This is a genomic window from Mucilaginibacter sp. KACC 22773, assembly GCF_028736215.1.
GTDB lineage: Bacteria > Bacteroidota > Bacteroidia > Sphingobacteriales > Sphingobacteriaceae > Mucilaginibacter.
In genome coordinates, this window is the sequence record NZ_CP117883.1 from 4554170 (window position 1) to 4580806 (window position 26637).

Annotated in this window: 22 protein-coding genes; 5 read left to right on the forward strand and 17 right to left on the reverse strand. The window is 44.1% G+C overall.

Annotated elements, in window-relative coordinates; all coding sequences use genetic code 11:
* Window positions 1-28 precede the first annotated feature (28 nt).
* Together PQ469_RS18505 and PQ469_RS18510 are read right to left on the reverse strand one after the other, a co-directional pair.
* On the reverse strand, window positions 29-463 hold the full coding sequence (locus PQ469_RS18505) for a hypothetical protein (RefSeq protein WP_274209014.1): 435 nt from the start codon (window positions 461-463) through the stop codon (window positions 29-31).
* Window positions 464-524: 61 nt separating this feature from the next.
* A complete protein-coding gene (locus PQ469_RS18510) occupies window positions 525-1037 on the reverse strand; it encodes a YdeI/OmpD-associated family protein (RefSeq protein ID WP_090645326.1) in 513 nt (170 codons plus the stop codon).
* Between the two features lie 167 nt (window positions 1038-1204).
* Between PQ469_RS18510 and PQ469_RS18515 the strand changes: the two genes are divergently transcribed.
* A complete protein-coding gene (locus tag PQ469_RS18515; RefSeq protein ID WP_090645324.1) occupies window positions 1205-1633 on the forward strand; it encodes a nuclear transport factor 2 family protein in 429 nt (142 codons plus the stop codon).
* Between the two features lie 401 nt (window positions 1634-2034).
* On the opposite strand, the gene PQ469_RS18520 is transcribed toward PQ469_RS18515, so the two are convergent.
* Window positions 2035-2694, reverse strand: coding sequence for a GDSL-type esterase/lipase family protein (locus tag PQ469_RS18520; protein ID WP_274209015.1), 660 nt, complete (start codon window positions 2692-2694; stop codon window positions 2035-2037).
* 3 nt (window positions 2695-2697) lie between these two features.
* Complete coding sequence (locus PQ469_RS18525; RefSeq protein ID WP_274209016.1) at window positions 2698-3186, reverse strand: cytidine deaminase; 489 nt, start codon at window positions 3184-3186, stop codon at window positions 2698-2700.
* 457 nt (window positions 3187-3643) lie between these two features.
* Here PQ469_RS18525 and PQ469_RS18530 point away from each other — a divergent pair, with 457 nt between their 5' ends.
* The gene (locus PQ469_RS18530; protein WP_274209017.1) at window positions 3644-4135 is read left to right on the forward strand and encodes an SMI1/KNR4 family protein; all 492 of its coding nucleotides are present in this window, start codon (window positions 3644-3646) and stop codon (window positions 4133-4135) included.
* 1997 nt (window positions 4136-6132) lie between these two features.
* Here PQ469_RS18530 and PQ469_RS18535 read toward each other — a convergent pair.
* The gene (locus PQ469_RS18535; RefSeq protein ID WP_274209019.1) at window positions 6133-7782 is read right to left on the reverse strand and encodes an FMN-binding glutamate synthase family protein; all 1650 of its coding nucleotides are present in this window, start codon (window positions 7780-7782) and stop codon (window positions 6133-6135) included.
* A gap of 203 nt (window positions 7783-7985) precedes the next feature.
* On the opposite strand from PQ469_RS18535, the gene PQ469_RS18540 reads away from it, so the two are divergent.
* Window positions 7986-8528 (forward strand): YceI family protein, encoded by a 543-nt coding sequence (locus PQ469_RS18540; protein ID WP_090645299.1) that lies wholly within the window; start codon window positions 7986-7988, stop codon window positions 8526-8528.
* 456 nt (window positions 8529-8984) lie between these two features.
* Here the strand turns inward: PQ469_RS18540 and PQ469_RS18545 are convergent, their stop codons facing one another.
* The 5 genes from PQ469_RS18545 to PQ469_RS18565 all read right to left on the reverse strand — a co-directional run bounded on the left by PQ469_RS18545 (window position 8985) and on the right by PQ469_RS18565 (window position 14322).
* Window positions 8985-9191, reverse strand: a complete 207-nt coding sequence (locus PQ469_RS18545) for a heavy metal-binding domain-containing protein (protein ID WP_274209020.1) — start codon at window positions 9189-9191, stop codon at window positions 8985-8987.
* Between the two features lie 2 nt (window positions 9192-9193).
* Window positions 9194-10639 (reverse strand): PepSY-associated TM helix domain-containing protein, encoded by a 1446-nt coding sequence (locus PQ469_RS18550; protein WP_274209021.1) that lies wholly within the window; start codon window positions 10637-10639, stop codon window positions 9194-9196.
* A 3-nt stretch (window positions 10640-10642) separates the two neighbouring features.
* Window positions 10643-12982 carry a TonB-dependent receptor gene (locus PQ469_RS18555; protein ID WP_274209022.1) on the reverse strand — a complete coding sequence of 780 codons (2340 nt, stop codon included), beginning with the start codon at window positions 12980-12982 and terminating at the stop codon, window positions 10643-10645.
* A gap of 228 nt (window positions 12983-13210) precedes the next feature.
* On the reverse strand, window positions 13211-13582 hold the full coding sequence (locus PQ469_RS18560) for a hypothetical protein (protein ID WP_274209023.1): 372 nt from the start codon (window positions 13580-13582) through the stop codon (window positions 13211-13213).
* A gap of 152 nt (window positions 13583-13734) precedes the next feature.
* A complete protein-coding gene (locus PQ469_RS18565; protein ID WP_274209024.1) occupies window positions 13735-14322 on the reverse strand; it encodes a plasmid pRiA4b ORF-3 family protein in 588 nt (195 codons plus the stop codon).
* 258 nt (window positions 14323-14580) lie between these two features.
* Here PQ469_RS18565 and PQ469_RS18570 point away from each other — a divergent pair, with 258 nt between their 5' ends.
* Together PQ469_RS18570 and PQ469_RS18575 are read left to right on the forward strand one after the other, a co-directional pair.
* Entirely contained in the window at window positions 14581-15393 is an 813-nt protein-coding gene (locus PQ469_RS18570; RefSeq protein WP_274209025.1) for a 3-keto-disaccharide hydrolase, read from the forward strand.
* 441 nt (window positions 15394-15834) lie between these two features.
* Window positions 15835-16152 (forward strand): hypothetical protein, encoded by a 318-nt coding sequence (locus tag PQ469_RS18575; protein ID WP_090644867.1) that lies wholly within the window; start codon window positions 15835-15837, stop codon window positions 16150-16152.
* 141 nt (window positions 16153-16293) lie between these two features.
* On the opposite strand, the gene PQ469_RS18580 is transcribed toward PQ469_RS18575, so the two are convergent.
* The 7 genes from PQ469_RS18580 to PQ469_RS18610 all read right to left on the reverse strand — a co-directional run bounded on the left by PQ469_RS18580 (window position 16294) and on the right by PQ469_RS18610 (window position 26561).
* Window positions 16294-17592, reverse strand: a complete 1299-nt coding sequence (locus tag PQ469_RS18580) for an IS110 family RNA-guided transposase (RefSeq protein WP_274209026.1) — start codon at window positions 17590-17592, stop codon at window positions 16294-16296.
* A 389-nt stretch (window positions 17593-17981) separates the two neighbouring features.
* Window positions 17982-20342: an ABC transporter permease gene (locus tag PQ469_RS18585; RefSeq protein WP_274209027.1), complete on the reverse strand. Its 2361-nt coding sequence runs from the start codon at window positions 20340-20342 to the stop codon at window positions 17982-17984.
* 191 nt (window positions 20343-20533) lie between these two features.
* On the reverse strand, window positions 20534-21346 hold the full coding sequence (locus tag PQ469_RS18590; RefSeq protein ID WP_274209029.1) for a DUF4097 family beta strand repeat-containing protein: 813 nt from the start codon (window positions 21344-21346) through the stop codon (window positions 20534-20536).
* 11 nt (window positions 21347-21357) lie between these two features.
* Window positions 21358-22209, reverse strand: a complete 852-nt coding sequence (locus tag PQ469_RS18595; RefSeq protein WP_274209030.1) for a DUF4097 family beta strand repeat-containing protein — start codon at window positions 22207-22209, stop codon at window positions 21358-21360.
* Between the two features lie 11 nt (window positions 22210-22220).
* On the reverse strand, window positions 22221-23039 hold the full coding sequence (locus tag PQ469_RS18600) for a zf-HC2 domain-containing protein (protein ID WP_274209031.1): 819 nt from the start codon (window positions 23037-23039) through the stop codon (window positions 22221-22223).
* Window positions 23040-23043: 4 nt separating this feature from the next.
* Entirely contained in the window at window positions 23044-23595 is a 552-nt protein-coding gene (locus PQ469_RS18605) for an RNA polymerase sigma factor (RefSeq protein WP_274209032.1), read from the reverse strand.
* A gap of 380 nt (window positions 23596-23975) precedes the next feature.
* The gene (locus PQ469_RS18610; protein WP_274209033.1) at window positions 23976-26561 is read right to left on the reverse strand and encodes an ATP-binding protein; all 2586 of its coding nucleotides are present in this window, start codon (window positions 26559-26561) and stop codon (window positions 23976-23978) included.
* Window positions 26562-26637 lie beyond the last annotated feature (76 nt).

Sequence of the window (26637 nt, forward strand, 5' to 3'; positions counted from 1 at the left end):
AGATTCAATAAACTTCATAACAAAAACCTTAAGCCAACGAAAAATAAACTATTATAACAATAGGCGCCAAAGTAACAACAGCTCCAATCAAACCAATTAACAAAGTCCGGCCCCAGGAAAAGGTTTCGCCGCCCTGCTCCATATGCGTTTTCATTTGGGCACCCTGAAAACTTTGTACAATGTAAAATGTAACCCAGGAGTAAATTAAAGGGATTATTATTTTAGGAATATTAACAGAATCGGGGATAAAAAACACACCACCAAAAATTATCACGGTTGCTACTACAGTATAAACCCAGGTCATTTTAACTTTTTCAAGTTCATTAAACGCCTTGTAGTTTTCGGCAATCAGGTAACCGGCAACCAAGGGGCCACCAAGAAATGTTGCCACCCTTATGGCCTGGTCTTTATATATTTTTTTTGTTGTTACTTCTTCGTAAGTGGCTGGTTCGATAGTAGTCATATTAGGTTTAAATTGTTTATTCAGGAAACTAATATATATAAAGTTATTGAAATAAACTTCCTCACTCCCTCATCTTCTTCAGTTCCCGCAGCATCATCCCATAATCCATTCGCCTTACCATGGCGTTTATGGTGCTGGCTATCCGGTTGGCGCGGGTGGCGTCGGTTTTGGCACTATCTATCCATTTTATAAAATAGCCGCGGTGGCTTTCGGCAAGGCTGTTAAAAAAAGCCTCGCCCTCGGGCTCGTATTCAAAACATTCCAGCAGGTCGGCAGGTATCGCAAATTTAAAATCATCATCGGGTTCAAGCTGCGCGCGCAGCATGGCGCCGCGGCTTTTGTGCAGGGCTTTGCAAACATCTTTTTTCAGCGCCATAATAAAGTTGCCCTCGCCCATGGGCATCAGGGCCATGCCGCGCACGTCCAGGTTATCGAGTTTGCCCTTCACCCGGAAAGATTTTTTATTCCCGGGCTTCATTTCCTGTGCAATATCGGCCGGAATTTCAATATAAGTCCAGCCGGTTTTTTCGCCCTGTTCAGCAAATTGCAAAATAATGGTAGTAAAATCAACCATAGCGTGGTATATATTATATTTCTGTTGCTAAATATTTAATAAAAAATACCAATTGTTAAATGTTTGTTAAATCGTACAAATCTATTGATTTAGCTGTAACGAATGGAATAGTGCCGCTGTCTTATAGATATAAATTAAAAAACAAATAACCTCCAAACAACAACAATATGAAAACCTTAAAATCAATAATCGCAGCAGTAGCTTTAGTAATAGTATGTGGCGCAGCCAAAGCAAACGTAAATGCCGAAGGCGACAACCTGACCCGCAATTTCGCAATAAATACTTATGTAGATGCCATGACCCGCGGCAAAATTCAGGGCCTTGGCGATGTGGTTGACCAATCGGCCAAATTTAATATGTTACGTGGTAAAAACGTATTAAGCTTTACCAAAAACGAAATGATTGAGTCGATAAAATCAAACAAAAATATCGAGCAAAATTGTACCACCAGTACCACCATTATGGAAAGTAACTCCGACATGGCCGTTGTAAAAGTAGATATGCAGTTTGACGGCTTTGTACGCACCAACTACGTAACTGTTGCCAATACCGGCAAAGGCTGGAAAATTACCAACGTATACAGCGTTTTTAAATAAAAAGAGAGTTTTAGTTTAGTGTTTATAATGTAAGTAAGTATAGGCCCCGCCAGGCGGGGCCTTTTTTATTGCACACGAATGAGGCGAATTTATAAACACGAATGGCACGAATTTATTCGAATTGCACGAATTGCCTGTGCATCATGTATTGGAATTTACATAAACATTCGCTTAAACGCTGGCTAAAACTCACCCGGTCGAGGCTACGCCCGACCACCCTCTCTTCACCTGCGGTGGAAAGAGGGTTTATTTTTAAATAATTGATAATCAAATATTTATTTTAGTAACAACTCTAAAACCCTCTTTGCGGCGCAGCCGGAGAGAGGGTGGTCGGGCGTAGCCTCGACCGGGTGAGTAGTTGCCGCCATGCGATTACTTCATTGTCCCTTAGGGTAACTTTTTTACCGCACCAATGGCCTCAGCACCTTTTCCCATTTATCATAGCCTTTCGGGTTCAAATGCAGGTAATCGCTTTTAAACAGGCTACTATCGGGCTGGGTTGTGCCGGGTTTATAAGTGGCCGGCACTAAATCTACATAATAACTCTTAGGCTTATTCTTCAGGTAGGCTTTTATCAACCCATTAGCTTTATACACTTCGGCGTAATATTTGGCGCGCGATGGGCTTGGCTTTACCGACATATAATAAACCTCGGCTTTGGGCAGCTCCCTGTGTACCAGCATCCATAGCTTAGTAAATTCATCGGCTACAAACTGCCCGGATTTCCCGGCTGCGATGTCATTTTCACCGGCATAAATAAATATTTTGCGGGGGCTATAAGGCATCATGATATAGGGTGTATAATAATCAACCAATTGCTCAATGGTGCTGCCGCCAACGCCGCGTTTAATAATGGGCTTACCGGCAAAGCGTTGTTCCAGGTCGGCCCAAAGGCGGATGGATGAGCTGCCTATAAATAAAATGCCGTTCTTTTTAGGGAAGCTGATGCTGTCCTGGTGCTTAAAGGCTCTGATCTCGTTATCAAACGGAAACCCTTGCTGCGCAAACAAATTAGCTGTAAAGGCACAGCCTATTAGCAATAAAAGCAGTTTTAATTTCATCGTTTATGTAGTAAGGCGCTCTTCAAAAAACAAAAAGGGCAACTGGTTTTCAATGCCCTGTATTACCCAAACAGGCCCCTGCTGTGCATATAATATAATTTTGATGGGCTTGTTTTGTTTTTTTTCCACTTCGGCCAATACCTGCAGGCACGATCCGCATGATGTTACCGGGCGGGTAAGCTCAAATTCATCAGTCTGGGCGGTTACAGCCATGGCTTCCACCGGATCGTTGGGGTGGTTGGCGCCCCAATAAAACAACGCGACCCGCTCGGCGCATAATCCCGAGGGATAGGCTACGTTTTCCTGGTTGCTGCCATAAATAATTTTGCCGCTTTGCAACCGCAACGCCGCCCCTACCCTGAACTTCGAGTATGGCGAATGGGAGTTTTTTAATGCTTCGGCTGCTTCAAGACACAGCCTGTAATCTATTTTATCCAATTGTTCAATAGTATCGTATTCGTCGAAAGCTATTTTAATTTCGTGGTTAGTCATAATTATAACCCCTCAAAAAAAGAAGGGGAAACAAGATAAGAATTATTTGCGAAATAAGTTTGGTTTGGGTGGGAAAGTGTGTAGAAAGTTGCGGACAATACCATCCAATCATGCTCTTTGGGCGTTTCCCCGTTGGTAGAAACGGGGCCAGGCCTTTCATTCATACTGCACAGGCATTAGGAGCGGCCCGCACACATGGCCTTTGGGGCCGGTATCCATTGCAGTCCTTAACGCGGGGAAATTTGTCTGAACTTGGATTAAGCAGATTTTTCAGATTACAGGATTGTGGGGTTATCTATAGCGCTAGTCTTGTTAAATGGGTTGAATAAAGGCTAACTTGCGACTTTGGAAATGTTGTAAATTAGACGGAAAATTTTTGAATATTAAATTTATTGCTCATCCGGATGTTAATAGCATCAAGGATATAACAAGATTGTAAATCGACAAAAAATCGATTATGGATATCAAATATTTAACACTATTAAATAACAATCGTTCCGTTACAAATCAAGGGTCTGGTTTTGTTAAAACATTAGGGCCAATAACTGAAGCGGAAATTCTCAGTTTAGAAGCTAAATATAACAACGGGCATACCTTTCCGGCTGCTCTCCGGGAACTACTCTCTCTTGCAGGCAACTATTGTTATGTATTGGATTATGGTTTAAATGATACCCAGGAAGAGTTACAACAGTATGCCAGGAGAAACCTTACTGTGTTCGGTCGTACATTTAGTATAGAACGTCCTTTTTATGTTATTGACGTGTACGGTGGGTCCGACCAGTTCGTGTTCGTGTATCTCGATCAGGGACAAGATCCCATGACCTATCAAGCGGTGTTGTATAAACAGCCGGCGAGCGAAGGTTTCTGGATCCGTGAATTAGACATTAATTTATCTAAGTATATCGAGTCGGGAATAAAAAAGATATTAAGTGGAATAAATCCATTCTGATTAAAATCTTATTCCAAATGGATTTCTGGCAGACTAATGCCTTGCGCCGTATCTTATAATAAAATGTACCATTATCCACGTGGTTAATTGCGTGTCGAATCAGACTGCATTGCGCAGATCAAATTCACACGAATTCGCGGCCTGTCCTTAAAATAAAATGAATTATGCCGGATCTGCCCCCCTTAGCGCAAGTCTTGTGAAATGGATTGAGCAGGGCTGACTTGTGACTTTGGAAAAGCTCTTTTGTCTGAACCAGAGTTTTTCACATGTAAATGTTTTTTCAAAGGTGTTCAAGAGGGCTACGCCGTTTGCAGAATTAAAGAATTAGCAGAATTTCAGCTGCGGGTTATTGATAATAAGAAGCTCTCATCTTCCCGAAGTGTCAGCAGAACAGCTTCGGGCGAAAACGGCCAAAACGATGGCGGGTAGTGCGGTGGCAGGGCATAGGAAGTTTTTGCAAGTGCGGGGGATAAAGCGCACCGGGGCAAAATAATTCCAGCCCAGGTTTTGGCCGTTTTGCAGGGCAGAGGCCTTGCGCGCAAAGCATTTCTGCTGACTTGAATTATTCGCTGTCGTTTGTTTTTTATAGGTGCTCATTATCTCGCTACGCTCGGTCTTTTGGTCCTTTTTGTTTCAAGACAAAAAGGGATAGGCCCTCCCGCGGCCATGAGCGGGCCGATGTTGTAGCTTCTACAAGGTAATTTCGCAACCCACAAAACATCGGGCATAGTTCAGCGATTGCTTCGTGCCTCGCAATGACATAGTTTTCGCTCAGCTAAATCGTTCCCCGAAAAAGTAAATAGTTCATTAAACCCCTCCCTGCCTTTGCGCTCATTTCTATCGCGCCCCTCCCATGGGAGGGAATTGCTTCGTTCATCCCAATGATGGTTGTGAGAGGTGATTGTGGATACCTCCAATGATGGTCAGGAGATGGGCTTTTTTATTTCTGTAGCTGGTTTTCTATGCCGGAAAATCTCCTGTTTGATCCTAAAGAAAGCGTAAATCAGCAGGGTTAAACCCAGGATCCAAAACAGGGCGTAAAAATTTCTTAACTTCTCCATTTAATGCAAATATGGGGGTAATAAATATAATAATTGAATTTAGGTGATTGGGGTTTAAGCCAGAAAATTCACTTTAAAACAGGAGGCACCTACGGGAGCCCAAAAACTATTGCTTTTTTTACCACAAACACGGTACTCCGCCGGAATTATAAAAATCTGTAAATGCATAGCAGGATTGTTCTAAACCCCGAAACTTTTTCAGAACGATTTAGCACCCACCGACTATAGCAGAGTCGCGTGTTTATAGCATTTGCACCCACCCGCAAATTGGCTCCGTAGGTGCTCCCTGTTTACCGTTAATTTCAAAGTGGTGCGCGTTGAATTTCGCAAACAAGGGACACAAATTGCTAAATCGTTTTTTCAACAAAAAGCAACCCATGCAACAAAATGCATTTGATTGCCCTCCCCCCATAACTATCGACTCCTTTACCCGGGCCGGTCGCCGTTTTTTTCCCAAAACAGCGTTCCTTGTCAGTAAAAATCACCTCCCCAAAAAAGACTTAATGAATATTTTAGGGCTATTGTTCCAAAACAAAAATCCAGTTTTAAATTTGTTGATTTATTGAAAAAAATAAACCACGTTTGGCAGGTGCTTAACAGGGTGCCGGAAGGTGCCGGCGAGGGTTGACAAGGGGCTGGCAAGGGTGCGGCAGGTGCATTTGAAGGGAGAGTGTTTTTATATAAAAACCTGATTATCAATAGATTTATTTTCAACACGTCCCTTTTTTATATACAAACCTATAGCTAAATACAAATGCAAATACCGCACTGCATTTGCACCTCGTTATTTTATTTATTATATTTGAGTAGGCGGTTAAGTTGAGTGTTTATTAGCTCCAATAGCCACACATAGCGCCCCGTGATTAGATGCTTCGTACCTGCCTATGACAGGGAGGAGAGACATATTTCTCCGTGACTTATTTTTTGTTCCTGATATTAATTACTTGATACTGTATAAGAACTCACATTACTATAATCAATATTGGTTACCACGCTATAATCCGGTAAAAAAGTATTTTCACTGCTCAGGGCCATGTCCAGTTCAAAACTGGCGGGATATGGGGTGTTCAGCAGGCTGCCTTTGGGGATATAGGGGAACAGTTCGGCATAAGTTTGTATCTGACTGTGGTTGATGCGGCGGTAGATGAACATACGATGCAGATCGCAGGGTTTGGTGAGGCCGGCGGCACCTATCATCTGGATAGCGCTGCCTACCGTTGCCTTGTGGAAGTTGGCTACCCGTACCTTTTTATCATCGACTACCAGGCCGCGCATCAGGCTTTTATCCTGGGTAGCTACGCCGGTTGGGCAGGTATTCATGTTACACTCCAGCGCCTGGATGCATCCCAGGGCGAACATCATGCCGCGGGCGCTGTTACACATATCGGCGCCGATGGCAAAGTTTTTCACCAGGTCGAAACCGGTAGCTACCTTGCCCGATGCGATGAGCTTAATATGTTTTTTAATATCGAACCCGGTAAGGGCATCATATACAAAGGCCAAAGCCTCGCGCAGGGGCATACCTACCGAATTGGAAAACTCCAGCGGGGCGGCACCGGTGCCACCCTCTCCCCCATCAACGGTAATAAAATCGGGGTAGATGCCGGTTTTAACCATGGCCTTGCAAATAGCCAGAAATTCGCTTTTATGGCCCACGCACAGTTTAAAACCGATGGGCTTGCCGCCGGACAGGTCGCGCAGTTTTTTGATAAAAGTGGTTAAACCAATAGGATCGCTAAAAGCGGTATGATATGGCGGCGATACTACATCCTGCCCCATCTCTACCAAACGGATCCGGGCAATCTCGGGCGTTACCTTGGCTGCCGGTAAAATACCGCCGTGACCCGGCTTTGCGCCTTGCGAAAGTTTGATCTCGATCATTTTTACCTGCGGAAGCACGGCGCGCTGGGCAAAGGCATCGTAATCAATAGTACCATCCTTATGGCGACAACTGAAATAGCCGGTACCTATTTGCCAGATAATATCGCCGCCGGGCTGCAGGTGGTGATCGCTCAGGCCGCCTTCGCCGGTGTTATGGGCAAAGTTATCCAGTTTTGCGCCACCGTTAAGGGCCAGTATAGCGTTCTCGCTCAACGAACCAAAACTCATGGCTGATATGTTGAATACACTGGCCATATAAGGCTGCTTACAATCGGGCCCGCCAACTTTTACGCGCGGGGCCATATCCAGTGTATGGTGATCAATAGCCCCGATGCTGTGGTTAAGCCATTCGTAGCCATTTTCGTAAACGTCAAGCTCGGTACCAAAGGGGCGGGTATCATCAACCATTTTGGCGCGCTGGTAAACTACACTGCGGTTTTGACGGTTGAACGGGGTACCGTTGGTATCACTTTCTACAAAGTACTGGTATATTTTGGGGCGCAAATCCTCCATTAAAAACCGAAGGTGGCCAAACACCGGAAAATTACGCACGATGCTGTGCTTCTTTTGCACCAGGTCGTAAAAACCAACGGCATAAACAGGCACCATAATCACAAACGACCAGGCCGCGGGTTTCCAGACGATAGTCCACCCGGCAAGGGCGGCAAATATGATAAAGAATGAAACGATAAAGAGCTTTCTCATTGGACGGTTAAATTGGTATGAAGCTGGTGTTATATTATATAAAAGTAGATTTTAATTTAAACAATGGCGCAATTGTATGGTTAAACTGGTAATTCAACGTCGGCAAATTGTCATTCAATGTCTGAGAATTGTAAATTAGTAATAATAGATGTTTAAACATCTAATTTTGTATTATCTTTGTATCAACAAAAAAAACAAATATCATGTCAACACAAACAGCAACAAAATGGGTTATCGACCCAATGCATTCAGAAGTACAATTTAAAGTAAAACATTTAGTTATATCAACCGTGAGCGGTTTTTTCAAAAGCTTTGCCGGTGAGTTAATCACAGATAACGACGATTTTGAAAATGCCGAGATAGACTTTACGTTAGATATCGACAGCATCGATACCAACCAAACTCAACGCGACGAGCACTTGAAATCGGCTGAGTTTTTTGATGCGGCAACCTATCCAAAAATCAGCTTCAAATCAACTTCATTTACCAAAACCGGTGATGATGAATATGCTTTAAAAGGCGATTTAACCATCAAAGACGTAACCAAACCAGTATCGTTAGATGTAGAATTTGGCGGTTCGGCTGCTGATTTTTATGGTAACACCAAAGCAGGTTTCGAAATCAGCGGTAAAATTAACCGTAAAGATTTTGGCCTTACCTGGGATGGCGTTACCGAAGCCGGCTCAATTGTAGTAGGCGAAGACATCAAACTGTTAATTAACGTTCAGTTTGCCAAACAAGCTTAATTGTTTGAATGCTGTTGCTGTGTTTTAATAATTAAAATGCCGCTGTTGTTAAGTATACGTAACAGCACGGCATTATTGAAAACAGCAAAACAGCACCAAACCTTAAATAAAAAGCCATCCCGGAAAAGGATGGCTTTTTTGCGTTGGAGGGAGGATCAATATTCGATGCAACAAACAGCGCTGTCATGCTGAGCTCCGCGGAAGCATTGCGGGCAAAGGCCTCTCCACGCGTCCTTCGACAGGCTCAGGAGGACAGGCCTACCCTCCTTTAAAATAAACTTGTCTTGCTGAGTTGTAAAATTTCGCCAAACTATGAATGGGAATGACAAAAAAGTAAAAGACTGTCATGCTGAGGTACGAAGCATCTATTCGCGAACATTTCTGGTGTTACGCTTGGCTTAGAGTAGATGCTTCGTACCTCAGCATGACAGTATCTTATTATACAAAAAGATAAACTTACTTCCCCGCCGTTGTATCCCGCTCCACCAATTCCATCCCGCATTTGGAGCAGGTGCCGGGTTTATCAAAAGCTAAATCGGGGTGCATGGTGCAGGTATATTTACTCTTCGTTTTTACTACGGTTTTAGTATCCGGGCTGCTGCACGACGTAATGCTGCTTAAACCAAATGCGGACAGTGCCAATATGATGATTAATCTTTTCATGGTTATTTATTGTTTATAAATGAAGCAAAGCCAAATAAAGATACCACCAGCACCCCTAAAGCGGCAAGCATACTCACGATATCGCGGATATTTTTGCCGGCCCAGGTCATCCCGAAGTATTTATGCAGAAAGATAAAGGAAAGTCCCTCTGCCCTATCTACGCCCGTTACTTTGGTGGCTAGTTTAGATGTGGAGGTTTCGATGTACCAGTTATCGCCATTAGGATAGCTCACCCGCTCAACGGGCAGGCGTTTATTGATAAAACCATATTCGTTATCAAATTGCTTCACCTGGTGCACCGTAACCCGACCGTAATACTTCCCGGCTTCTAACCGGGGCTGATAGTAGGTACTCAGGAACCGGGCATAATCCTCATCGGCATTAAGCTGTTCCTTACCGGTTATAGTGTTAAAATAGACTATCTCCTTTTGGTCATCGGTCACCTGGTAATAAGCATTGCCGCCGAAGCTAACCACCTCCACCTTGCGGATAAGGCTATCGGCGAGGGGTAGTGTTAAGTTGGATATGCCCAATTGTCCGCGTTTAATCACCTGCCCGTAATCAGGCTTAACCGGCCCACTGTTGTGAAGCTTTACGGCCAGGTGAAACGCACCGCTAATCACGAAGGTGAACATCACAAAGGATACGATAAGCCCTATCTGCCTGTGAAACCGGTGCAGGAATCGTTTGTCGTCATCTCCCCTGGTTTTTCGTTTTTGAGCGATGGTTTTAAACTTCTTCCACATCAACCCATAAACCGTTAACCCGCTGATAAGTGCAAACAGCATGATACTCATGATAACGAGCAATACCACGTTACGGAAAGTATCGCCACCCCACCGGGCCAAAAACTGCCAGGTATGAAACTCCTCAAACAAGGATAAAAACGCCTTGCGCGTGTTGTTATTAAATGTACCCATGCGGCTTTGCCCGGTCTCTACATAAACGTCCATACCATCGGGCCTGTCGAAAGACACTTTGAATACAGGTAACAAATGGTTAATAGGTTGATACTCGCTATCAAAACTACGCTGAAGGCTAATTTGAATGGCCGATATGCTATCCTGCACAAAATAGCGGGCCAGGTATTCGGCATAGTCGGTATCGCCATGCGATAATAATACACCATCGGTTGCCGAATAGTAATTGCACACACTATCCAGGCCAAGCACCTGGTAAAAGGTGCCTTTTTTAAAGTTAATGAGACTGAAATTGCGCAATGCGGCGATATGATTGCGGTCCATTACCTGCTGAATGGTAATTACCGGCTTCATTTTGCTTTGTGGCATCGGTTTAAACACCTCCCGCGCAATCGTCGGTCTGAACCAGTTGGACATGAATGGATGCGATAACCCGCTCAACGTCCAGAAGATAACCGGGATAAGGGAGGTTAAACCCAGCACCCTGTGCCATTTATAAAAGTTACTTTTTACTGCTGATGATGCCATGGGTCAATATTTTGAAAATGAATAACTGATACCCAGGGTATAAGTACGCGGCGCCGCGGCATTATAGGTATCGCCATACCGGTTGCTGGTTACCGTGGTGGCGTACAGTTTATTGGTTAAATTTAATACATTAAACCAGATGCCCGCCCCTTTTAGCACACTGCTTTTAACATCGTAACCTAAACGCAGGTTACAAATATTATAACCGCTATAAGTTTTGGTATTTGCCGGGTTGGTATAGTACTGGTTAATGTGCTGCCACTCACCCCCTATCCTGAAGCCTTGCAGATAGGCGGGCTTGTAGGTAAGTTCGGAATTGGCAATCCAGGCCGGGGCGTTACTCATGCGATTGCCATCGTATTTAATCACAGTGTTACCGCCAGTGCTATAGTTTGCAACTACCTCGTTATAATGCACATACGTATGCCTGGCATTGGTGCCGCTAAACCTGAAGGTTAGCTCTTTAACAGGTGCCAGTGTTAGAGAGTACTCAATGCCACGATGGCGGGTAGCACCCGCATTCTGATTCTGCGTAGTGTTATCTGGCAAAAGCTGGCTGATGATTTCATTACGGCCTTCCAGGTCAAACAAACTCATTTCAAAGTACAGCATTTTGTTAAAGGCCGAAAACCATCCGCCTACTTCGTAGTTATCAAAAGTGGCTTGCTTCAAGGGAGTTAGCTGCCTTGAACTATACAAGTCGCCGGTCTCTGGGGGCTGGAAGCCTACACTGTAATTGGCGTAAAAACCTTTGTTACGGCCTAAATCGTATGTCAGGCCCAGTTTAGGAGCCACAATGTTAAAGTTACTGGTTTCCTGCTGTTTGTATTTTGTGCTGCCGGCAGGCAGGCCATTGGTAAAAGCGTAATGCACCCTATCGTACCGCAAACCGGCCACTATGCGCAGCGCCTCGGTGGGCTTTATTTCATATTGCATGTAAGCAGCTGTGTTAAACAGTTTGATACGATAATCATCGATGTATTTACCTGTGTTTGTAAAGCCGGTGTAGTAGTTATTCTGTACATCCTTATCAATATCAAGGTATTGAGCACAGTACGAACTTGGGCTATCATCTACGTAAACCCCTCCTATCAGCCTGGAATGCAGAAAATCAAAGTTAACCCTGTGCTGCGCCAGCAATCCATAGCTTTGAAAACGCTGATCATTCACCTGCCCGTTACTACTCAGGTAGTTACCTGCATTATCCCTCACGTCGGATATAAAATAGCTTGGCAGCTGCGCGTTTGAGTTATGGCGAAAGAATAAAGTAACAAACGTCGCATTCTTTTCATTCCACTGATGATCCAGCCTGGTGCTGGCCCTGAACGACTCCACCTTACGATAGGTAAAACGCTGATTTGCGCCATAGCTTCTGTTGTAAAAGTGGGCACTATCCAAACTTCCCGGCGTCTGGGTATTCAGGTAATTATAAGCAGCAGAAGTTGTTAACCGTGTACCGGCGTTAAAATCATAAGTAGTTTTAAAGTTGGCCGAGTACTTATCAAAATCAGAATAATCTTGCCAGCTATCTTTTTGATGACCGATGTAGCCGCCTATGTATAGGCCAAATTTGCCTTTGCTAAAGCCGCCATCCGCATCAACCCTACGGTAGTGATAGTTATCGCCACGGATAGAAACGTTGCCTGCATAGCCCGAGGGTGGCCCCTGGGTGATGAAGTTTACAGCACCGCCAATGGAGTTACTGCCGTAAAGCGACGATGCCGGGCCTTTAATTACCTCGATATCTTTAACGCCCGACATGTTGATTTCATACAGCGAGTTATGGTTAAAAATCCCCGTTGGACGTATCGGCAAACCATCCTCCATATACAAGTAAAGGGCATTATAAGTAATAGGCTGGCGTATAGCCATAGTATGCTGCTCGTTTCCCAGATCAACCATGTAAACGCCGGCTACTTTGTTGAGTAACTGGTACAGGGCTGTTGCTTTGGTATCTTTTATCTGGGTAGAGTTTATTTTACTGATGGCGATAGGCGCATCCTGCCTGGCCTGGCCTTCCCGGCTGGCGGTTACAACTACCGGCTGAAGATCTAAAGTGGAAGGTACCAAAGCGACATCTGCCTTACCACCGGTAACGCTAACTACGAGTGTACTATAGCCTACCATTGTTACCTTAATTTGACTGATGCCTGAGCCTGCAATATTATATCGCCCCTTGGCATCGGTTAAACCCAGCTTTTCGCCGCCGGCGTTGGCAATGATAGCGCCGGGAATGGCCTCGTGGGTATTGGCATCGATTACCATGACCTGTATTTTAGCCTGGCTGTAAGCCAGGGTTTTGAGTATTAAAAACAGTATAGATATAATGAAAAATTTTTTCATGTATTAAGTATGGGGAGTTACCTCCGGATGGATAAATAAATTGTATCCGGATGAAGACTTAGTGATGGCATTAGTATCCTTTAGTCACAGGAGGCAATTGCACGGACGCAAAGCGCACTGCATAGTTCGCGATTGCTTCGTGCCTCGCAATGACATAGTTATCCTGCGCAAAAGCATGCAGCAAAGCCATATCAATCAAAAAAACATCCGGGAAAAATCGGGTGGAATTTATCCTAACTGCGGGGGCTGGAAGATCACTGCGGCCGGGGTGGGTGGCAGGCAGTCATCATACGGGGTATCAATTACTTGCAACAGGCTGGAATGGAATTTAACATCAGTACTACTGATAACAAACACCTCCTGGAAGAGGCTTTTTTGCGACTGCCTTTCGTCGCTGGCCTGCTTATCCTCAGCCTGTTTTATCTTTTTCATGAAGTAACATTTGCCATCGCAATGCATCCAGGGCCTGGCCCGGTTTTCGCAAAGCTTGGTGGCAATGTAATTCCTGTTCAGTTCAAATCCTGCGTATACAAAAAAGCGCGAAAAATTAACCGATACCAGCGAAAAGATCAATAAATAGGCTATTACACGTTGCAGCATAATGCCGCAAAGGTAACCGCTGTATGGTTAACAAGCAACCAGAGTGTTCGGTTTTTTACGGAAATGCAAGGGTGTTCGGAGGCGAACACCATTAACTATCTAAATAACAATAGCTTAAGTGTTAGGATCAATTATAATTTCGACACCCCAAATTATTCTTCGTCGTCATCATCGCCTACCAGGCGGGCGCAACGCTTATTGGCCGCTTCAAGGTCAAAGGCGTTTACATCCCACTTGCCACCTTTAGGGATGCCCATCCATCCGCGCATTTCTTTATGTTCCTGGTGGCTGGGGTTGTTTACAATATCTACCATGCGATAGTAGCCGTGAACCCCGCCGCAGTCTTCAGGAGGGCAGGCACCCTCGCCGCCGATGCAATGCGGTGCAAACACTTGTTCTCCGGTAGTTTTTTCTAACAAAATCTCGTGTTTCCAATCGTCGCCGAAATCGTAAATGTAGGTATACTTTTGCCCGGCCCGCTTAAACACCTCACCAATCAAGTAATCTTCACTGTCGCGCTCATCGCCGCCAACGCTGTAATTGTCAAGCAGCTGGTAGTAAGGCTTCGAACCCCATCCTTTTGCCGAAAACTGGTACAAATGACTGCTATCCCAGCCAAATACAGCCTGTATCGCCATATGAAATTCATCAAAACTAATGTCTTCGGGTACCAGCAGCCGCCGCCAAACTACAGGGTTTTCGGTGCCAGCGAGCTGGATTTTAAATTGGAAAGTTTTCATGGTCTGCAATGTTGAGCGCTGTCAAAAATCGACAAAAAAAACGAACTCTTTACCACGGTTTAATAATACCCGGGCGTTTACTTTTTAACAGCCAAGCTCGGGATATTTCAACAGATGCCCTGGAGAACCAAAATATTAAAACCTTTTATACTATCTTTAGGCAAACCAAAACATAACCGGCGACAAATAGCTATTAAATTTAATACTATTTTGGTATCCTTACAACAACCTGTTAACAAACCACAACACGTACCTGCCATGAAAAAAACACACTATTTTTTAATATTTTCCTGCTTCCTGGTACTTGGCTGTACCGGGGCAAAAAAACTGGCCGACGCCGGTAACGACGATAAAGGCTGGAAAAAGCTGTTTAACGGGACCGACATTAAGGATTGGTTTGTGAAGATCAATCATCACCTGGTTGGCGAAAACTATGGCAATACATTCAGGGTAGAAGATGGCATAATCAAAATCAGGTATGATCAATATGGCGATTTTGACAATCAATTTGGCCACCTGTATTACAAAACCCCGTTTTCGCACTTTCGCCTGCGGTTTGAGTACCGTTTTGTTGGTAAACAGCAAAAAGGCGCACCCGACTATACCCTGCTTAACAGCGGCGTTATGTTTCATTCGCAGGACCCCAGGACCATGCTAAAAGACCAGGATTGGCCAATATCAATAGAAATGCAGTTATTAGGCGGCCTTGGCGACGGAAAACCGAGACCGACAGGCAATATGTGCTCGCCAGGTACCGATGTGGTTTACAAAGGGAGGGTTTGGCCCGACCATTGCATCAGTTCTACCTCAAAAACTTATGATGGCGACCAATGGGTAAAAGGCGAGCTAATAGTTGACGGCAACAAATTAGTTACACATATCATCAACGGCGATACTGTGTTACAATATTCAAAACCGTCCATTGGAGGCGGCGTAGCCAATGGCTACGATCCAAAGTACAAACAAGATGGAAAATTATTAAGCAGCGGCTTTATTGCCCTGCAAAGTGAGGGCCAGCCGGTTGATTTCAGGAATATAGAGATCAAACAATTCCCCGGTTCAGACCGGTAAAAAACAAGCGGAACTTCAAGACATTTTTGTACCCGCAGGTCCCTGTGGGTACAAAAATGCCTTCAACGACGAAAGCGCCAGGAAAGAGGGTTTTTATAGTTAAAAATTTGACAATTAACTATTTATTCAATAGTAATTTTAAAAGACCTTTTTCCGGGGTAAGTCTTCGCCGCCAGGGATATACATCATTCCGCCTTCGATAGTTTCGGGGAATTTTGCCCCTACAATCACACGTGGATATGTACTTGTATAGTATTCACAGGATTTACTCACAAATCTGTATACCTATTCAGGGCAGATCATACTGCCCGAAAGCGTACATCTGATGTATCAAAACGAAACGAATATTAAACGCCGAAATCAACATAAATTATTGATATACAGATAAATAAAAGCATGGCATTTGATTTGCTCCATGTAGATTAATAAAGTGAAAGTACCATGAAGCACCACAAACAATTGGAACGGCGTACATTTTTGCAAGACCGTTTCGACATTTTAATTAAACGACAAAAGAATGGTACAGCTACCTTTAATGAACTTACCGAACTTGACGATATTGTAAACCGCGACCCCGCCATCCGAGAAAGTATCCTGGTAGAAATGCAGGAAGGCGATGCACCTGACGATCATGCACTGCCTGTTGAAAAAGCAGCTATTGAGCCGGTAAAAAAACAGGGGCTGCTTGATTTGATCCGCGGGTTTATTAACAGATGGTTTGTGACAGAACCTGTTGGTATGAAAACGGTATTGATTTAGAGCGGCAATCACATGCATTAGTTTTACTTATGACATATCCAATTTCCCTGTTATCCTGAGGAACGAAGGATCTATCAGCTATGAATGACCGATAGAAAAGTTGGCGAATAGATGCTTCGTTCCTACCCATGACATATCGAATTATATAGGTACTAAGTCCACATTAAATTCGATAGCGAGCTTTTGTAAATACCTTTGCTTCTGCTCTTTAAGCATGTTATCATATGCCTCTATGCCTTTTTCTACAAAATCGCTCCCTTTAACCATTAAACGCCAATATTGAATAGCCAATTTTCTGGCAGTTGCTTTGATGGCTATCGCCGGACCTTTTCTTCCTCTTAACCGTCTGGCGAATGCTCCCCATCCAATGTATTTGCTGTTTAGCAAGCCGCACGCCATTTCCTTGAATATCTGGCCGGCGGTAGGTTTTCCTTTGCTTTTACTTTTGTTTTTCTTGCCCGAACGGTTCTGACCGGGAGATACCCCAAGCCAATTGGCAAACCGTTTTTCCGTCGACCACTGGCTTAAATCGGCTCCAATTTCTGTATATAACTGTAACCAGTTATAATCTGTAAAGCCGGGAAGCCTGGTGGCATCCCGGCCACCAAATATTTTCAGCAAATGCCCGCCAAGGTCTTTAACCTGGGGCTTATTGTGCCTGATCGGTTTTCTATTTCCGGTATTTGTACCGGGCGGTAGTTGTTTGTCTTTATTAATCTGTTGCAAGGTGCTATCTATTTTCCGGTCACACTCCAAGATCTGGCCTTGATAAAAAAGATATGCCTTATAAGCCTGCTCCAGGGCAAAAAGCCCATGTGGCGTGTAATGGCCCTCCAAAGCCTTTAATACTTCTTCGCTCTTTTTATCTTTGATTTTTTTGTGGCAGAGAGCAAGCAGCTTATAACGGTCTCTTTCACCGGAAAGGATTGCTGTTATAAGGGCTTTTCCACTGGCCCCATGTATCTGACTTAATACTTCCGGTAAACGGATATTCATTTCGATCAGGGCCTTTTGCATATGCTGAATATGCATCGAGGCACTCCGGAGGTGGTCTTCACGTAATCGCTGGTAACTACGTAGCTCCTTGAGCAGCCCCTCAGAAACGTAGCAACGGTTCAGTAAACCATAACTATGTAACTGCTGGATCCACTGGCAGTCTTTCACATCTGTCTTTCTTCCAGGCAACTGTTTGGTTTGGCGGCCGTCGACCAGCCACACATCTAACCCTGCATCTGACAGGATATCATGAAGTACATACCAGTAAACACCTGTAGCTTCCATCGCCACTGTAGTTACCCGGTTCTCCAGTAAATATTTACTAAGTGCTACCAGATCGCCGGTAAAGGTTTCAAAGCTACGGACAGGGCCGCTTTCCAGGCCAACGAAAACATGACGGGAGCCAATATCTATACCGGCTGCATGTGTACGCATTTTTTCCATATCAAGCTTGTTTTAAATAAGCTGTGCCCGAAGGAGTATAAGGAAAAACAGGCTACCCATCGGACAAATCACTGTAAACAGGATCGTACCATACCTTCAGACTCTATCTTCGGAACCATACTCAGACACAGGCACGAAGCACTATAACTCGACCGGCCACACTGCACAGCGTTAACAAAAGTATGTCATTTCACCTTCAGAATTTCGCGAAATTTTAACACTCAGCATGACAGTCTTTTATTTTTGTATGTTATTCCACCTTCAGTGTTTCGCGAAATTTTACCACCCGGCATGACTTATTTTAGCTACCACCTATCGAAAGAGCAAAAATAAAGGGTAAAAAGCATTCCAATACCTTTTGCCTTTAACCCTTTACCTTTCACCTTCGTCTATTCGCTCCTCAAACTTTTTACCGGGTTCATCAACGCGGCTTTAACCGCCTGGAAACTTATGGTAGCAAATGCGATAAGTATCGCCATAAACCCGGCAAATACAAATACCAGCCAGCTTACGTTTATCTTATAGGCAAAATCCTGCAGCCATTTATACATGGCGTACCAGGCCAGCGGCGACGCGATAAGGATAGCTATCAAGACAAGTTTAATAAAATCGCCGGCCAGCAGGCTTACTATGCCGCTTACACTTGCACCTAACACTTTGCGTACACCAATTTCGCGGGTACGCACCTGGGCGGTGTATGCGGCCAAACCTAATAAGCCAAGGCATGATATAAATATAGCAATACCTGCAAAATAGCTGAATAGCTTACCTTCCTGCTGCTCGCTTTGGTACATTTTATTGAAAAGATCATCCAAAAAATTGTAGGCAAACGGGTATTCGCCATTATACTGTTTAAATTGTTTTTCGGCCGCACTTATTGCCTTTTGCGCATCGCGACCAGTGGTTTTAATGTAGATGGTGTTTAGGTACGCGGGCTTGTACCAAAACATGGCAGGTGCAATTTTCACTTTCATAGATGCGTAATGAAAATCTTTAACTATGCCTATGATAGTGCCCTTAACCCCTTGCATGGTAAAACTTTTGCCTATAGGGTTGTTCATGCCCATTTCTTTGATGGCCGCCTCGTTTAAAATATAATGCGATGTATCAATTACAGAGCCGGTAAACATAGTCCCCTCTTTCAGGTTCATTTTAAAAAATGACACCATGTCCTTGTCTACCGCTATGGGGTGAATCATCATGTTTTGTTTAGGATCTTTACCATCCCAATCCAGCCATCCTGTAAAACCTCCAAAGCGCACTATATTTTGGTTCGACCGGGTGACAGCCAATACGCCGGGTTGTTTCAACAATTCGGCTTTCACCGCATCATAATGCGGCACCATATCGCGCATCCAAAAGCTAATCACATTCTCCTTATCATAGCCCAGTTTTTTTTGGCGGATGTAATTTAACTGCCCCGTAATCACCATGGTGCCGATGATGAGCACTATCGAAAACACAAACTGGGTTACCACCAATATTTTGCGGAATAGCGCATCGCCAAGACCTGCGGAGATCTTCCCTTTTAAAGCCTTCAAAGGCTCAAAAGATGACAACAGCAAAGCCGGGTAAATGCTGGATAAAGCAAGCGTGCCTGTTATAGCGCCAAGCAAAATTAACCACACATGATAATCGGCCAGGTTAAAAACCATCTCTTTATTAAGCAAATGGTTAAACATAGGCATCAATATAAAAATCAGCCCAATGGTTAATAAGGCTGCAAATGAAAACAATAGCGCTGTTTCTACAATAAACTGCATAAACAACTGCATTTTTGCCGCGCCGATAATTTTACGCATACTGATCTCTTTTGACCGCAGCATTGACCGTGCAGTTGAAAGGTTTACATAATTGATACAGGCGATAACCAGTATAAGCAGGGCTATAATTATAAAAATGCGTACGGTGGATATCCCCTTATCACTCATATCGGCATTGTACAAATGCATTTTTGCTATGGGCAGCAACAGGTATTCGGCATCGGTATCATCAGCCTTATGGTTAAGGTGAATCTGCCGTATTTTTGTTGTAAGCGCTTTGGTTGCAGCCCCCGGTTTAAGCTGTAAATAGGTTTCGTAATTAAAAAAGCTAAAATTATTACTCAGGTCGTTTTTGTTTGCCAGCATAGCCTTTTCGTGAAAGCTCATGGGCATTAGCATATCGTAATTGATACTGGAATTTTTGGGGAAATCAGCTATTACGCCGCTAACTGTAAAATTGGCTTTGTTCCCATCGGCAATAATGACTTTACCAATGGGATCCTGATTGCCGAAAAATTTTTGCGCAGTTTTTTGGGTAATAACAACTGAATTATCATCATTAAATGGCTTGCCCGCGTTGCCCTTTATCAAATGAAAATCGAACATCGAAAAAAACGAAGGATCTGTAAAGGCGGCATTCTCATCCCCAAAAACCTTATCCTTGTACTTATACAGCGAAAAATTGTAGTTGCCGGAAATGCGTACACACTCCTTCACCTCGGGCAACTGCTGCTTGGCCATAGGGCCGATTGGCGCTACGCCCACACTATATATCTGCCTGCTGGCGCCCGTGCCGCCAAACAACTCCAGCCGGTAAATATCCGGCGCTTTGGCATGGAAACCATCAAAGCTTAACTCATCCTGCACCCAAATGAGTATCAGGATACCAATAGCCAAACCAAGCGTTAAGCCCGCAATATTGATAACCGAATAAAACTTATTCTTGACCAAATTGCGCCAGGCTGTTTTTATGTAGTTTTTGAACATGGGAGTTGGTTGATTAGGTGAGTGGTTGATTGGGTTGATTAAGTTGGAGTAAGTTGATTGGGTTGGCCAGGTTAGAGCGGGCTTAGATGCGTCGACAAGAATCTTGTGTCAATTGGTGAACTTATTTTTACCCTATCACCTAATCAACTCACTCCAACTCAATCAACCACTCACCCAATCAACTAAAAACCTCACTTCGCTTTCCTGATATACACCGCGCCAAAGGTGGTTTTCATCATTAGTTCGGGGCCGCCGCCGGCTATTTTGCCGTATACCCATTCGTCAATTTTCAGGCCATACATGCCGTCTTTATTGGTGCGGGTTACGTTGGGTTTTTGTTGTTCGGTGGCTACATCAAAATCGGTAAAAATATCACCTCTGTCTGATTTTAGCTTTACATTGGCCTTCAGGCTTGCCGGAAAGGTAACATCTATTTTGCCGTTCAGGGTCGAAAACGCCATAGCTGCTTTTGGGTCGATAGATTTAAAGGTAACTATTACCGGACCGTTTACGGTTGTGGCTACCACTGAACCGGAGATATCTGTAAGTTTTATAGAACCATTTACGTTGCTCACTTCCAACTCCCCATCCAGGTTGCTGCCTGTAATATCGCCGCCATTTACAGTTGATATTTTAAAAGTGGATGTAGTTTTAGGTACTTTTATGATTAGGTTAACCGGTTTGCCCATGCTGCTGTGTACCGTTACCTGGTTGTTATTTTCCTGGGCGCTGATATCCATGCCGTTGCTGTTTAAACGGTGCATCCCGGCTACTTTTTCCTTTTCCTTATCACGGTCCTTACGTTTTTCGTCCACCTGGCCTTCAACTACAATGCTTTTACCTTCGTAGCCTATCACCGTGATGGATCCGTCTATCAAACCTACATTTAATTTAAAGGGTTTGCCAGGATCGCTTAGCGGAACAGTCAGTTGCTCCTGTGCCCACAATCGGCCAGTTATCAATAGGGCTATCGCGAATACACTTAAAAATTTTATCGTTTTCATCTTATCGTTCGTTATTGTTGTTTTTTGATATAAATATTCCCATTAAGGGTCTCGAATTTGAATAGTTTACCGCCCGAACCAATGCGGACATCGGAGTTTGAGCTGAGCTTATAGGTAGTACCGGCTCCGCTTTTTGCTTCAGTTTTAACCACTTTACTCGGCATTACCTGGGCATCAGGAAAATCGGTAAAAAACTGCCCGTTCATGCTTTTAAAGGTCAGGTCGGCCGATAGGTTGGCAGGATAGGTAATATTCATTTGCCCGTTGATGGTGTGATACGATGATTCGCCGGGAGGCACGGCCAAATAATTCACTGTTACCGGGCCATTTACGGTACGGGCAACTGTGGTACCTTTAGCGTTGATGATCTCTAACGAGCCGTTTACGTTGTTCACTTTTAATGATCCGTATACATCTTTAACGGTAATGTGGCCATCGTTTACTGTTGATACTGCCAGGCTTGCATTAAAGGGCACTTTGATGGTATAATCCAGGTGTACAATATAATCTCTCCGGTGGCCTTCATCATTCCGGTTCCAGGTATGCGGCCGGGTATCATAAGGTTCGGCTGTGTACGCAATCACGCTATCAGCTTTCTGGTCAAAGCCCAGCTTAACTTCTTTTTTAGCAACGTCGACATCGGCCTGGGTTTTGCCTTTGATGGTTTCGTCAATCTCCATCAATACTTTATCGCCGCTGTAGCCTTCAACCTTAATGGTTCCCCAAATGTTGTATACTGCTATTGTGCCGCCGCTCACTGTAAATTGTTTGGTAATATGCTCTTTATACTCCTGTGCCTGCGCAGCATTTTGAGCAAGGCATAGCCCGAGTGCCGCAAATACGGCAATTAAAACTGGTTTCATAATGGTTGTTTTTAAATGAGTTGTGTTATGGTTTGTTTGATTTTGTCTTTTACACCTGGGTTTAGTCCTTTTTGTTTCAGTAACTCTTTGAACGAATTAACCGACTTTTTTTCCTGCAGCTTCAGCATCACATCTGCAATGGCCGATTGCAGCAGCGGCGAATCCTGCTGAACGATGGATGCTATCAGCCCCTGCCGCACTTCCGGGTGCGCGGCCAACTGGGTTAAAGCATCAAGCGTACTTAAGCGTACATTCACATTCGGATCGTTGTTAAGGGTGGCAAATAAAGCATCAATAACCTCCTTATCGGCATGTTTAATCTCGCTGGTATAGCTTACCGCTTTAATCCGTTCAGATGCCGATGGATTTTCGAGCATTGCCAGCATCATAGTTTGTTTCAGTTCATGTACCTGCGATGTAAGGTCTTTCAACTGCTCGTCTTGTTTGCCGGCGGTGCTTCCCTTAAAAGCCAGGTACCCCGTGCCAAAACTAACCAGTACTATAAGCAGGCTATATGCCAGCGGCCGGCGCTGCTGCCATTGCCATAAGCGGGCAATTTGTTCTTTTATGCTAAAGGCTGGCTTGCTTTCTTCAACCGATTCCTTGTAAGTATCAAGCATGGCTTTAAACTTTAGTTCCATGTGGGCACCCGGTTCCGGTGCCTGCATATTGCCCATTAAAGCCCAAACCTGCTGCATTTCGGCAAGTTCCTGCATACAATCCTGGCAACCCGATACGTGTTTTTCAAACTCATCACGCTCGGCGGCGGTTAACTCATTGCTTATATAGCCGCTAAATTTTTCTTCGTATTGCGCACAATTCATCTTCATCTGTTTAACGTTCCATTTTGGCGTAAATATCTTTTAACTCCTGCATAGCCCTAAAGGCGCGTACTTTAGCGGCCCCTTCGGTAATACCTAAAATTTGCCCTATCTCCTGGTACTTCAGCTCCTGGAAACGACTGAGCGTTAGTATCTCCCGGTTATCATCGCTCAACTTTTCCATAGCGTTATATAACCCCGCATTGGCCTGCTTTTTTTCCAGATGCTCATCGGCGCTGGTGCCTCCCGGCAACCTGTCGGCCAATTCACTTATGTCCTGGTATACGCCTTGTTTGCCACCTTTTTTGGCATTATCTTTTAACACATTGCGGGCTATCTGGTACATCCAGGCCATAAACTCGCCCTCGCCTGTAAAGCTGCTACGATACCTGAGCATTTTGTAAAACACGATTTGTACCATATCCTCGCTGGCCTCGCGCTGATAGGTCATGTGAAACAGGAAGCCGTATAAGGCACGGTAATGCCTTTGGAACAGCAGCCCCATCCTATCCAAATCTCCGGCCTTTACCCGGAGCATGATCGTGTTATCACTTAGTGCGTTCAAAAAGGCCTGGTTGCGTTAGTTATATATTGGAGACCGCCGTAATTTTAATTGGTTACAGGAAATTTAAACTTTTTTTAAGGGAAAAGGTGAAAGGCGAAAGGTAAAAGGTTAAAGATGAAAGCAGGGCAAACACATCTAAATAGTCAATCCTTAAAAAGTCAATAAACAACGCGGCGGATATTTCTGGTACTTTAAGTATTTGACAGCTGCAATTGGTGATCCACATAAAAAGAGCCAAAAGATTGTCTTTCCAGTGTTAACCATGATAAAATATAAAATGTTAATTATCAAATATTTACAAATACTCTATCTGAAATATGTTAAGTTATGTTAACCCAAATTTCATTACTCGGGATGTTCGGTCCATGTACCGCTGCCCCCTACTCCAGCGGCAATGTAAACCAAAACGTGCTACCATGCCCTAATTCACTCTCTACACCAATTTCGCCACCGTGGCGTTTTACAATTTCTGAACTGATGTATAGCCCAAGGCCAAGGCCCGCGTTTTGGTAACTGGCAGGCTCGGCCCTGTAGTAACGGTCAAAAAGATGGCCTATCTTATCTTTTGACATCCCGGGACCGGTGTCTTTTACCGATATTTTGGCAAAGCCATCCAGCTTTTCAATAACGAAGTAAATCTTTTTTGATTCGGGCGCGTATTTTACGGAATTGTTTACCAGGTTTACTACAGCCTGATCTACCTGGTGCTCATCGGCGTTTACTACTAATTGTTCGTCGCCTATAACAACCAGTTCGTGCTTGCCTGCAATACGTACATGGTTACAGCAAACGTTCAGCATTTGGGCAATATTAAACGGGGCTTTATTAAGCTGCAGTTTGGTTTCGTTCATCCGGCTCACGTTCAGCAGGTCTTCAACCAAAGCGCTTATTTTATTCATACTCCTGCTGGATTGCTCTATTAGCTTAGGCAGCATCTGCGACGATGGATTATCCTTCATAAGCTCCAGCAATTGTAACGATGCTTTTAGGCTGGTAATAGGCGTTTTAAGCTCGTGACTGGCAATACTTATAAAATCGTCTTTACGTTGTTCCTGTTCACGGCGGTCGGTTATATCAAACATTACACCCGAAAAATGCGGGGGCTTGCCAGGCTCCGCTTCGTACAGCTTACCGGTGGCTTTTACCCACCTTGTTTGTTTATCATGATAACCAATAATCGGATGCTCAATCTGATGCAGCGCACCCGTTGCTATAGAATGCTCGATGGAGCCGAGTACCCTTTCGCGGTATGGCTCGGGTATTTGCAGGGCAGCGGCGTCGTATGGCATTTCCTCGTCGGCATTAAAACCAAACAACTGCCTAAGCCTGCCATTTGTAACTAATTCCCTTGTAGTTGCATTAATGTACCAGGTACCCATATCGGCAGCCTCTACAGCAATACGTTGCTTCTCTTCGGCCAGCTCAATGGCTTTGCGGGCTTTTACCTGCTCGGTTACTACGTGGGCAAGCAGCATAATGCTGGTAGTTTTACCTGCCGGGTTTTTTAATGGCTGATAAACAAAATTAGAGTATACCTCCTCAATTTTCCCATCCTGCTCCAACAAGGTTTTAACTTCGTTGCCGTAATAAGGTTTGCCGCTGTCATATACATTTCCAAGCAAATTCAAATACTTCCTTCCAATCCACTCTGGTATTGCTTCCTGCAGGGGCTTACCAATAATGTTGTTGGTTTTTCCCCATACCGCTAAAACCTTTTTATTGGCCGATTCAACAATAAAGTCGCGGCCTTTCAATACAGCAATTGCAACAGGAGCATCGGCCAGCATATAGCTTAGCTTAGCCTCACGCTCGGCCAGTTCAACAATATTAGCGCTTAAATTCGCCTTCGCTTGTATCAGTTCCTCGTTGGTGGCCAGCAACTCTTCATTTGCAGCAGCTAACTCCTCGTTTGATGCGCCTATCTCTTCATTAAGCACTTTTTGCTCGTCATAGCTTTTTTCTAACAACTGCCGGGCTTCAACAAGCCCTGTAATATCGTTAGCGGCAACTACTACGCCTGTTACATTTCCATCTGTATCAAACAAAGGGTCGTAGTAAAAGCTTATATATTTAACAACAGTACCGTCCGGCGTATCCAGGTAAAATATTTCCTCATCCTCGCCGTAGCTAACGCCGGTATCATAAACCCTGGCCAATAAAGCCGCAAAGGGCTGGCCTTCTAATTCGGGCAGTATTTTCAGCAACTGTTTCCCCGTAATGTCACCATTAACTTTACCCCAAATATCGGCAATTGCCTGGTTTGCTATTTCAACTGTCCAGTTGCGCCCCCTTAATATAGCCAGCGGGTTTCGTGCAGTTGCTATCAGGGTACGTAAATTCAATTCACTTTCAAATAACTGTTTGGTACGCCTGGTTACCCGCTCTTCTAATAATATGTTGGTGTGCTGCAATTGCTCCCGTATTGCCGATAGCTCTTCGTTACTGGCCTCCAACTCTTCTACCGTTGCCTGTATTTCATGATTGGCCTCGTTCAATTTATGATTAAGCGATATAAGTTCTTCTTTTGACAGTGCAAGATGCTCATCGGCCAATACCTTATCGGTTACATTGGTAACCATATGAATAATGTACTGGATATGATGGGCATCGTCAAAAACAGGTGTATTTAAAGGTTCCCAATATCGTGTTATAAACTGCCCTGCAACCATAGGGTGCGGCACATCATAACGCTGTATGGCCATTTTATGTGGCTGCTTGTTAAGCAACACCGATTGCAGCGAGGCATTTAAGTTAAATACCCCCATAGCCTCCGGTGTATCGGGATTATCCGGAAAAACGTCAAAAACATAGCGCCCCACTATGTTTTCGCGGATGGTTTCTGTTTCCCTTAAATATTGATCACTGGCGGTTAGTATCAGCAATTGCGGCGACAGGATAGCTATAGAAACCGGAACGGTTTCCAATGCTTTAAGCGTTTGGGCAGACGGACCAATATTTGCTGACATAAATAGGTTATAAGACGCAATTTACTTTGCGTTTTGCGAAATTTAAAGTAATAATTAAAATAAACCTAAAGATTAA

Bases quoted from the DNA above. Each gene is read 5' to 3' on its own strand.
- PQ469_RS18505 (WP_274209014.1), bottom strand. From the start codon at position 463: ATGACTACTATCGAACCAGCCACTTACGAAGAAGTAACAACAAAAAAA.
- PQ469_RS18510 (WP_090645326.1), bottom strand. From the start codon at position 1,037: ATGGTTGATTTTACTACCATTATTTTGCAATTTGCTGAACAGGGCGAA.
- PQ469_RS18515 (WP_090645324.1), top strand. From the start codon at position 1,205: ATGAAAACCTTAAAATCAATAATCGCAGCAGTAGCTTTAGTAATAGTA.
- PQ469_RS18520 (WP_274209015.1), bottom strand. From the start codon at position 2,694: ATGAAATTAAAACTGCTTTTATTGCTAATAGGCTGTGCCTTTACAGCT.
- PQ469_RS18525 (WP_274209016.1), bottom strand. From the start codon at position 3,186: ATGACTAACCACGAAATTAAAATAGCTTTCGACGAATACGATACTATT.
- PQ469_RS18530 (WP_274209017.1), top strand. From the start codon at position 3,644: ATGGATATCAAATATTTAACACTATTAAATAACAATCGTTCCGTTACA.
- PQ469_RS18535 (WP_274209019.1), bottom strand. From the start codon at position 7,782: ATGAGAAAGCTCTTTATCGTTTCATTCTTTATCATATTTGCCGCCCTT.
- PQ469_RS18540 (WP_090645299.1), top strand. From the start codon at position 7,986: ATGTCAACACAAACAGCAACAAAATGGGTTATCGACCCAATGCATTCA.
- PQ469_RS18545 (WP_274209020.1), bottom strand. From the start codon at position 9,191: ATGAAAAGATTAATCATCATATTGGCACTGTCCGCATTTGGTTTAAGC.
- PQ469_RS18550 (WP_274209021.1), bottom strand. From the start codon at position 10,639: ATGGCATCATCAGCAGTAAAAAGTAACTTTTATAAATGGCACAGGGTG.
- PQ469_RS18555 (WP_274209022.1), bottom strand. From the start codon at position 12,982: ATGAAAAAATTTTTCATTATATCTATACTGTTTTTAATACTCAAAACC.
- PQ469_RS18560 (WP_274209023.1), bottom strand. From the start codon at position 13,582: ATGCTGCAACGTGTAATAGCCTATTTATTGATCTTTTCGCTGGTATCG.
- PQ469_RS18565 (WP_274209024.1), bottom strand. From the start codon at position 14,322: ATGAAAACTTTCCAATTTAAAATCCAGCTCGCTGGCACCGAAAACCCT.
- PQ469_RS18570 (WP_274209025.1), top strand. From the start codon at position 14,581: ATGAAAAAAACACACTATTTTTTAATATTTTCCTGCTTCCTGGTACTT.
- PQ469_RS18575 (WP_090644867.1), top strand. From the start codon at position 15,835: ATGAAGCACCACAAACAATTGGAACGGCGTACATTTTTGCAAGACCGT.
- PQ469_RS18580 (WP_274209026.1), bottom strand. From the start codon at position 17,592: ATGGAAAAAATGCGTACACATGCAGCCGGTATAGATATTGGCTCCCGT.
- PQ469_RS18585 (WP_274209027.1), bottom strand. From the start codon at position 20,342: ATGTTCAAAAACTACATAAAAACAGCCTGGCGCAATTTGGTCAAGAAT.
- PQ469_RS18590 (WP_274209029.1), bottom strand. From the start codon at position 21,346: ATGAAAACGATAAAATTTTTAAGTGTATTCGCGATAGCCCTATTGATA.
- PQ469_RS18595 (WP_274209030.1), bottom strand. From the start codon at position 22,209: ATGAAACCAGTTTTAATTGCCGTATTTGCGGCACTCGGGCTATGCCTT.
- PQ469_RS18600 (WP_274209031.1), bottom strand. From the start codon at position 23,039: ATGAAGATGAATTGTGCGCAATACGAAGAAAAATTTAGCGGCTATATA.
- PQ469_RS18610 (WP_274209033.1), bottom strand. From the start codon at position 26,561: ATGTCAGCAAATATTGGTCCGTCTGCCCAAACGCTTAAAGCATTGGAA.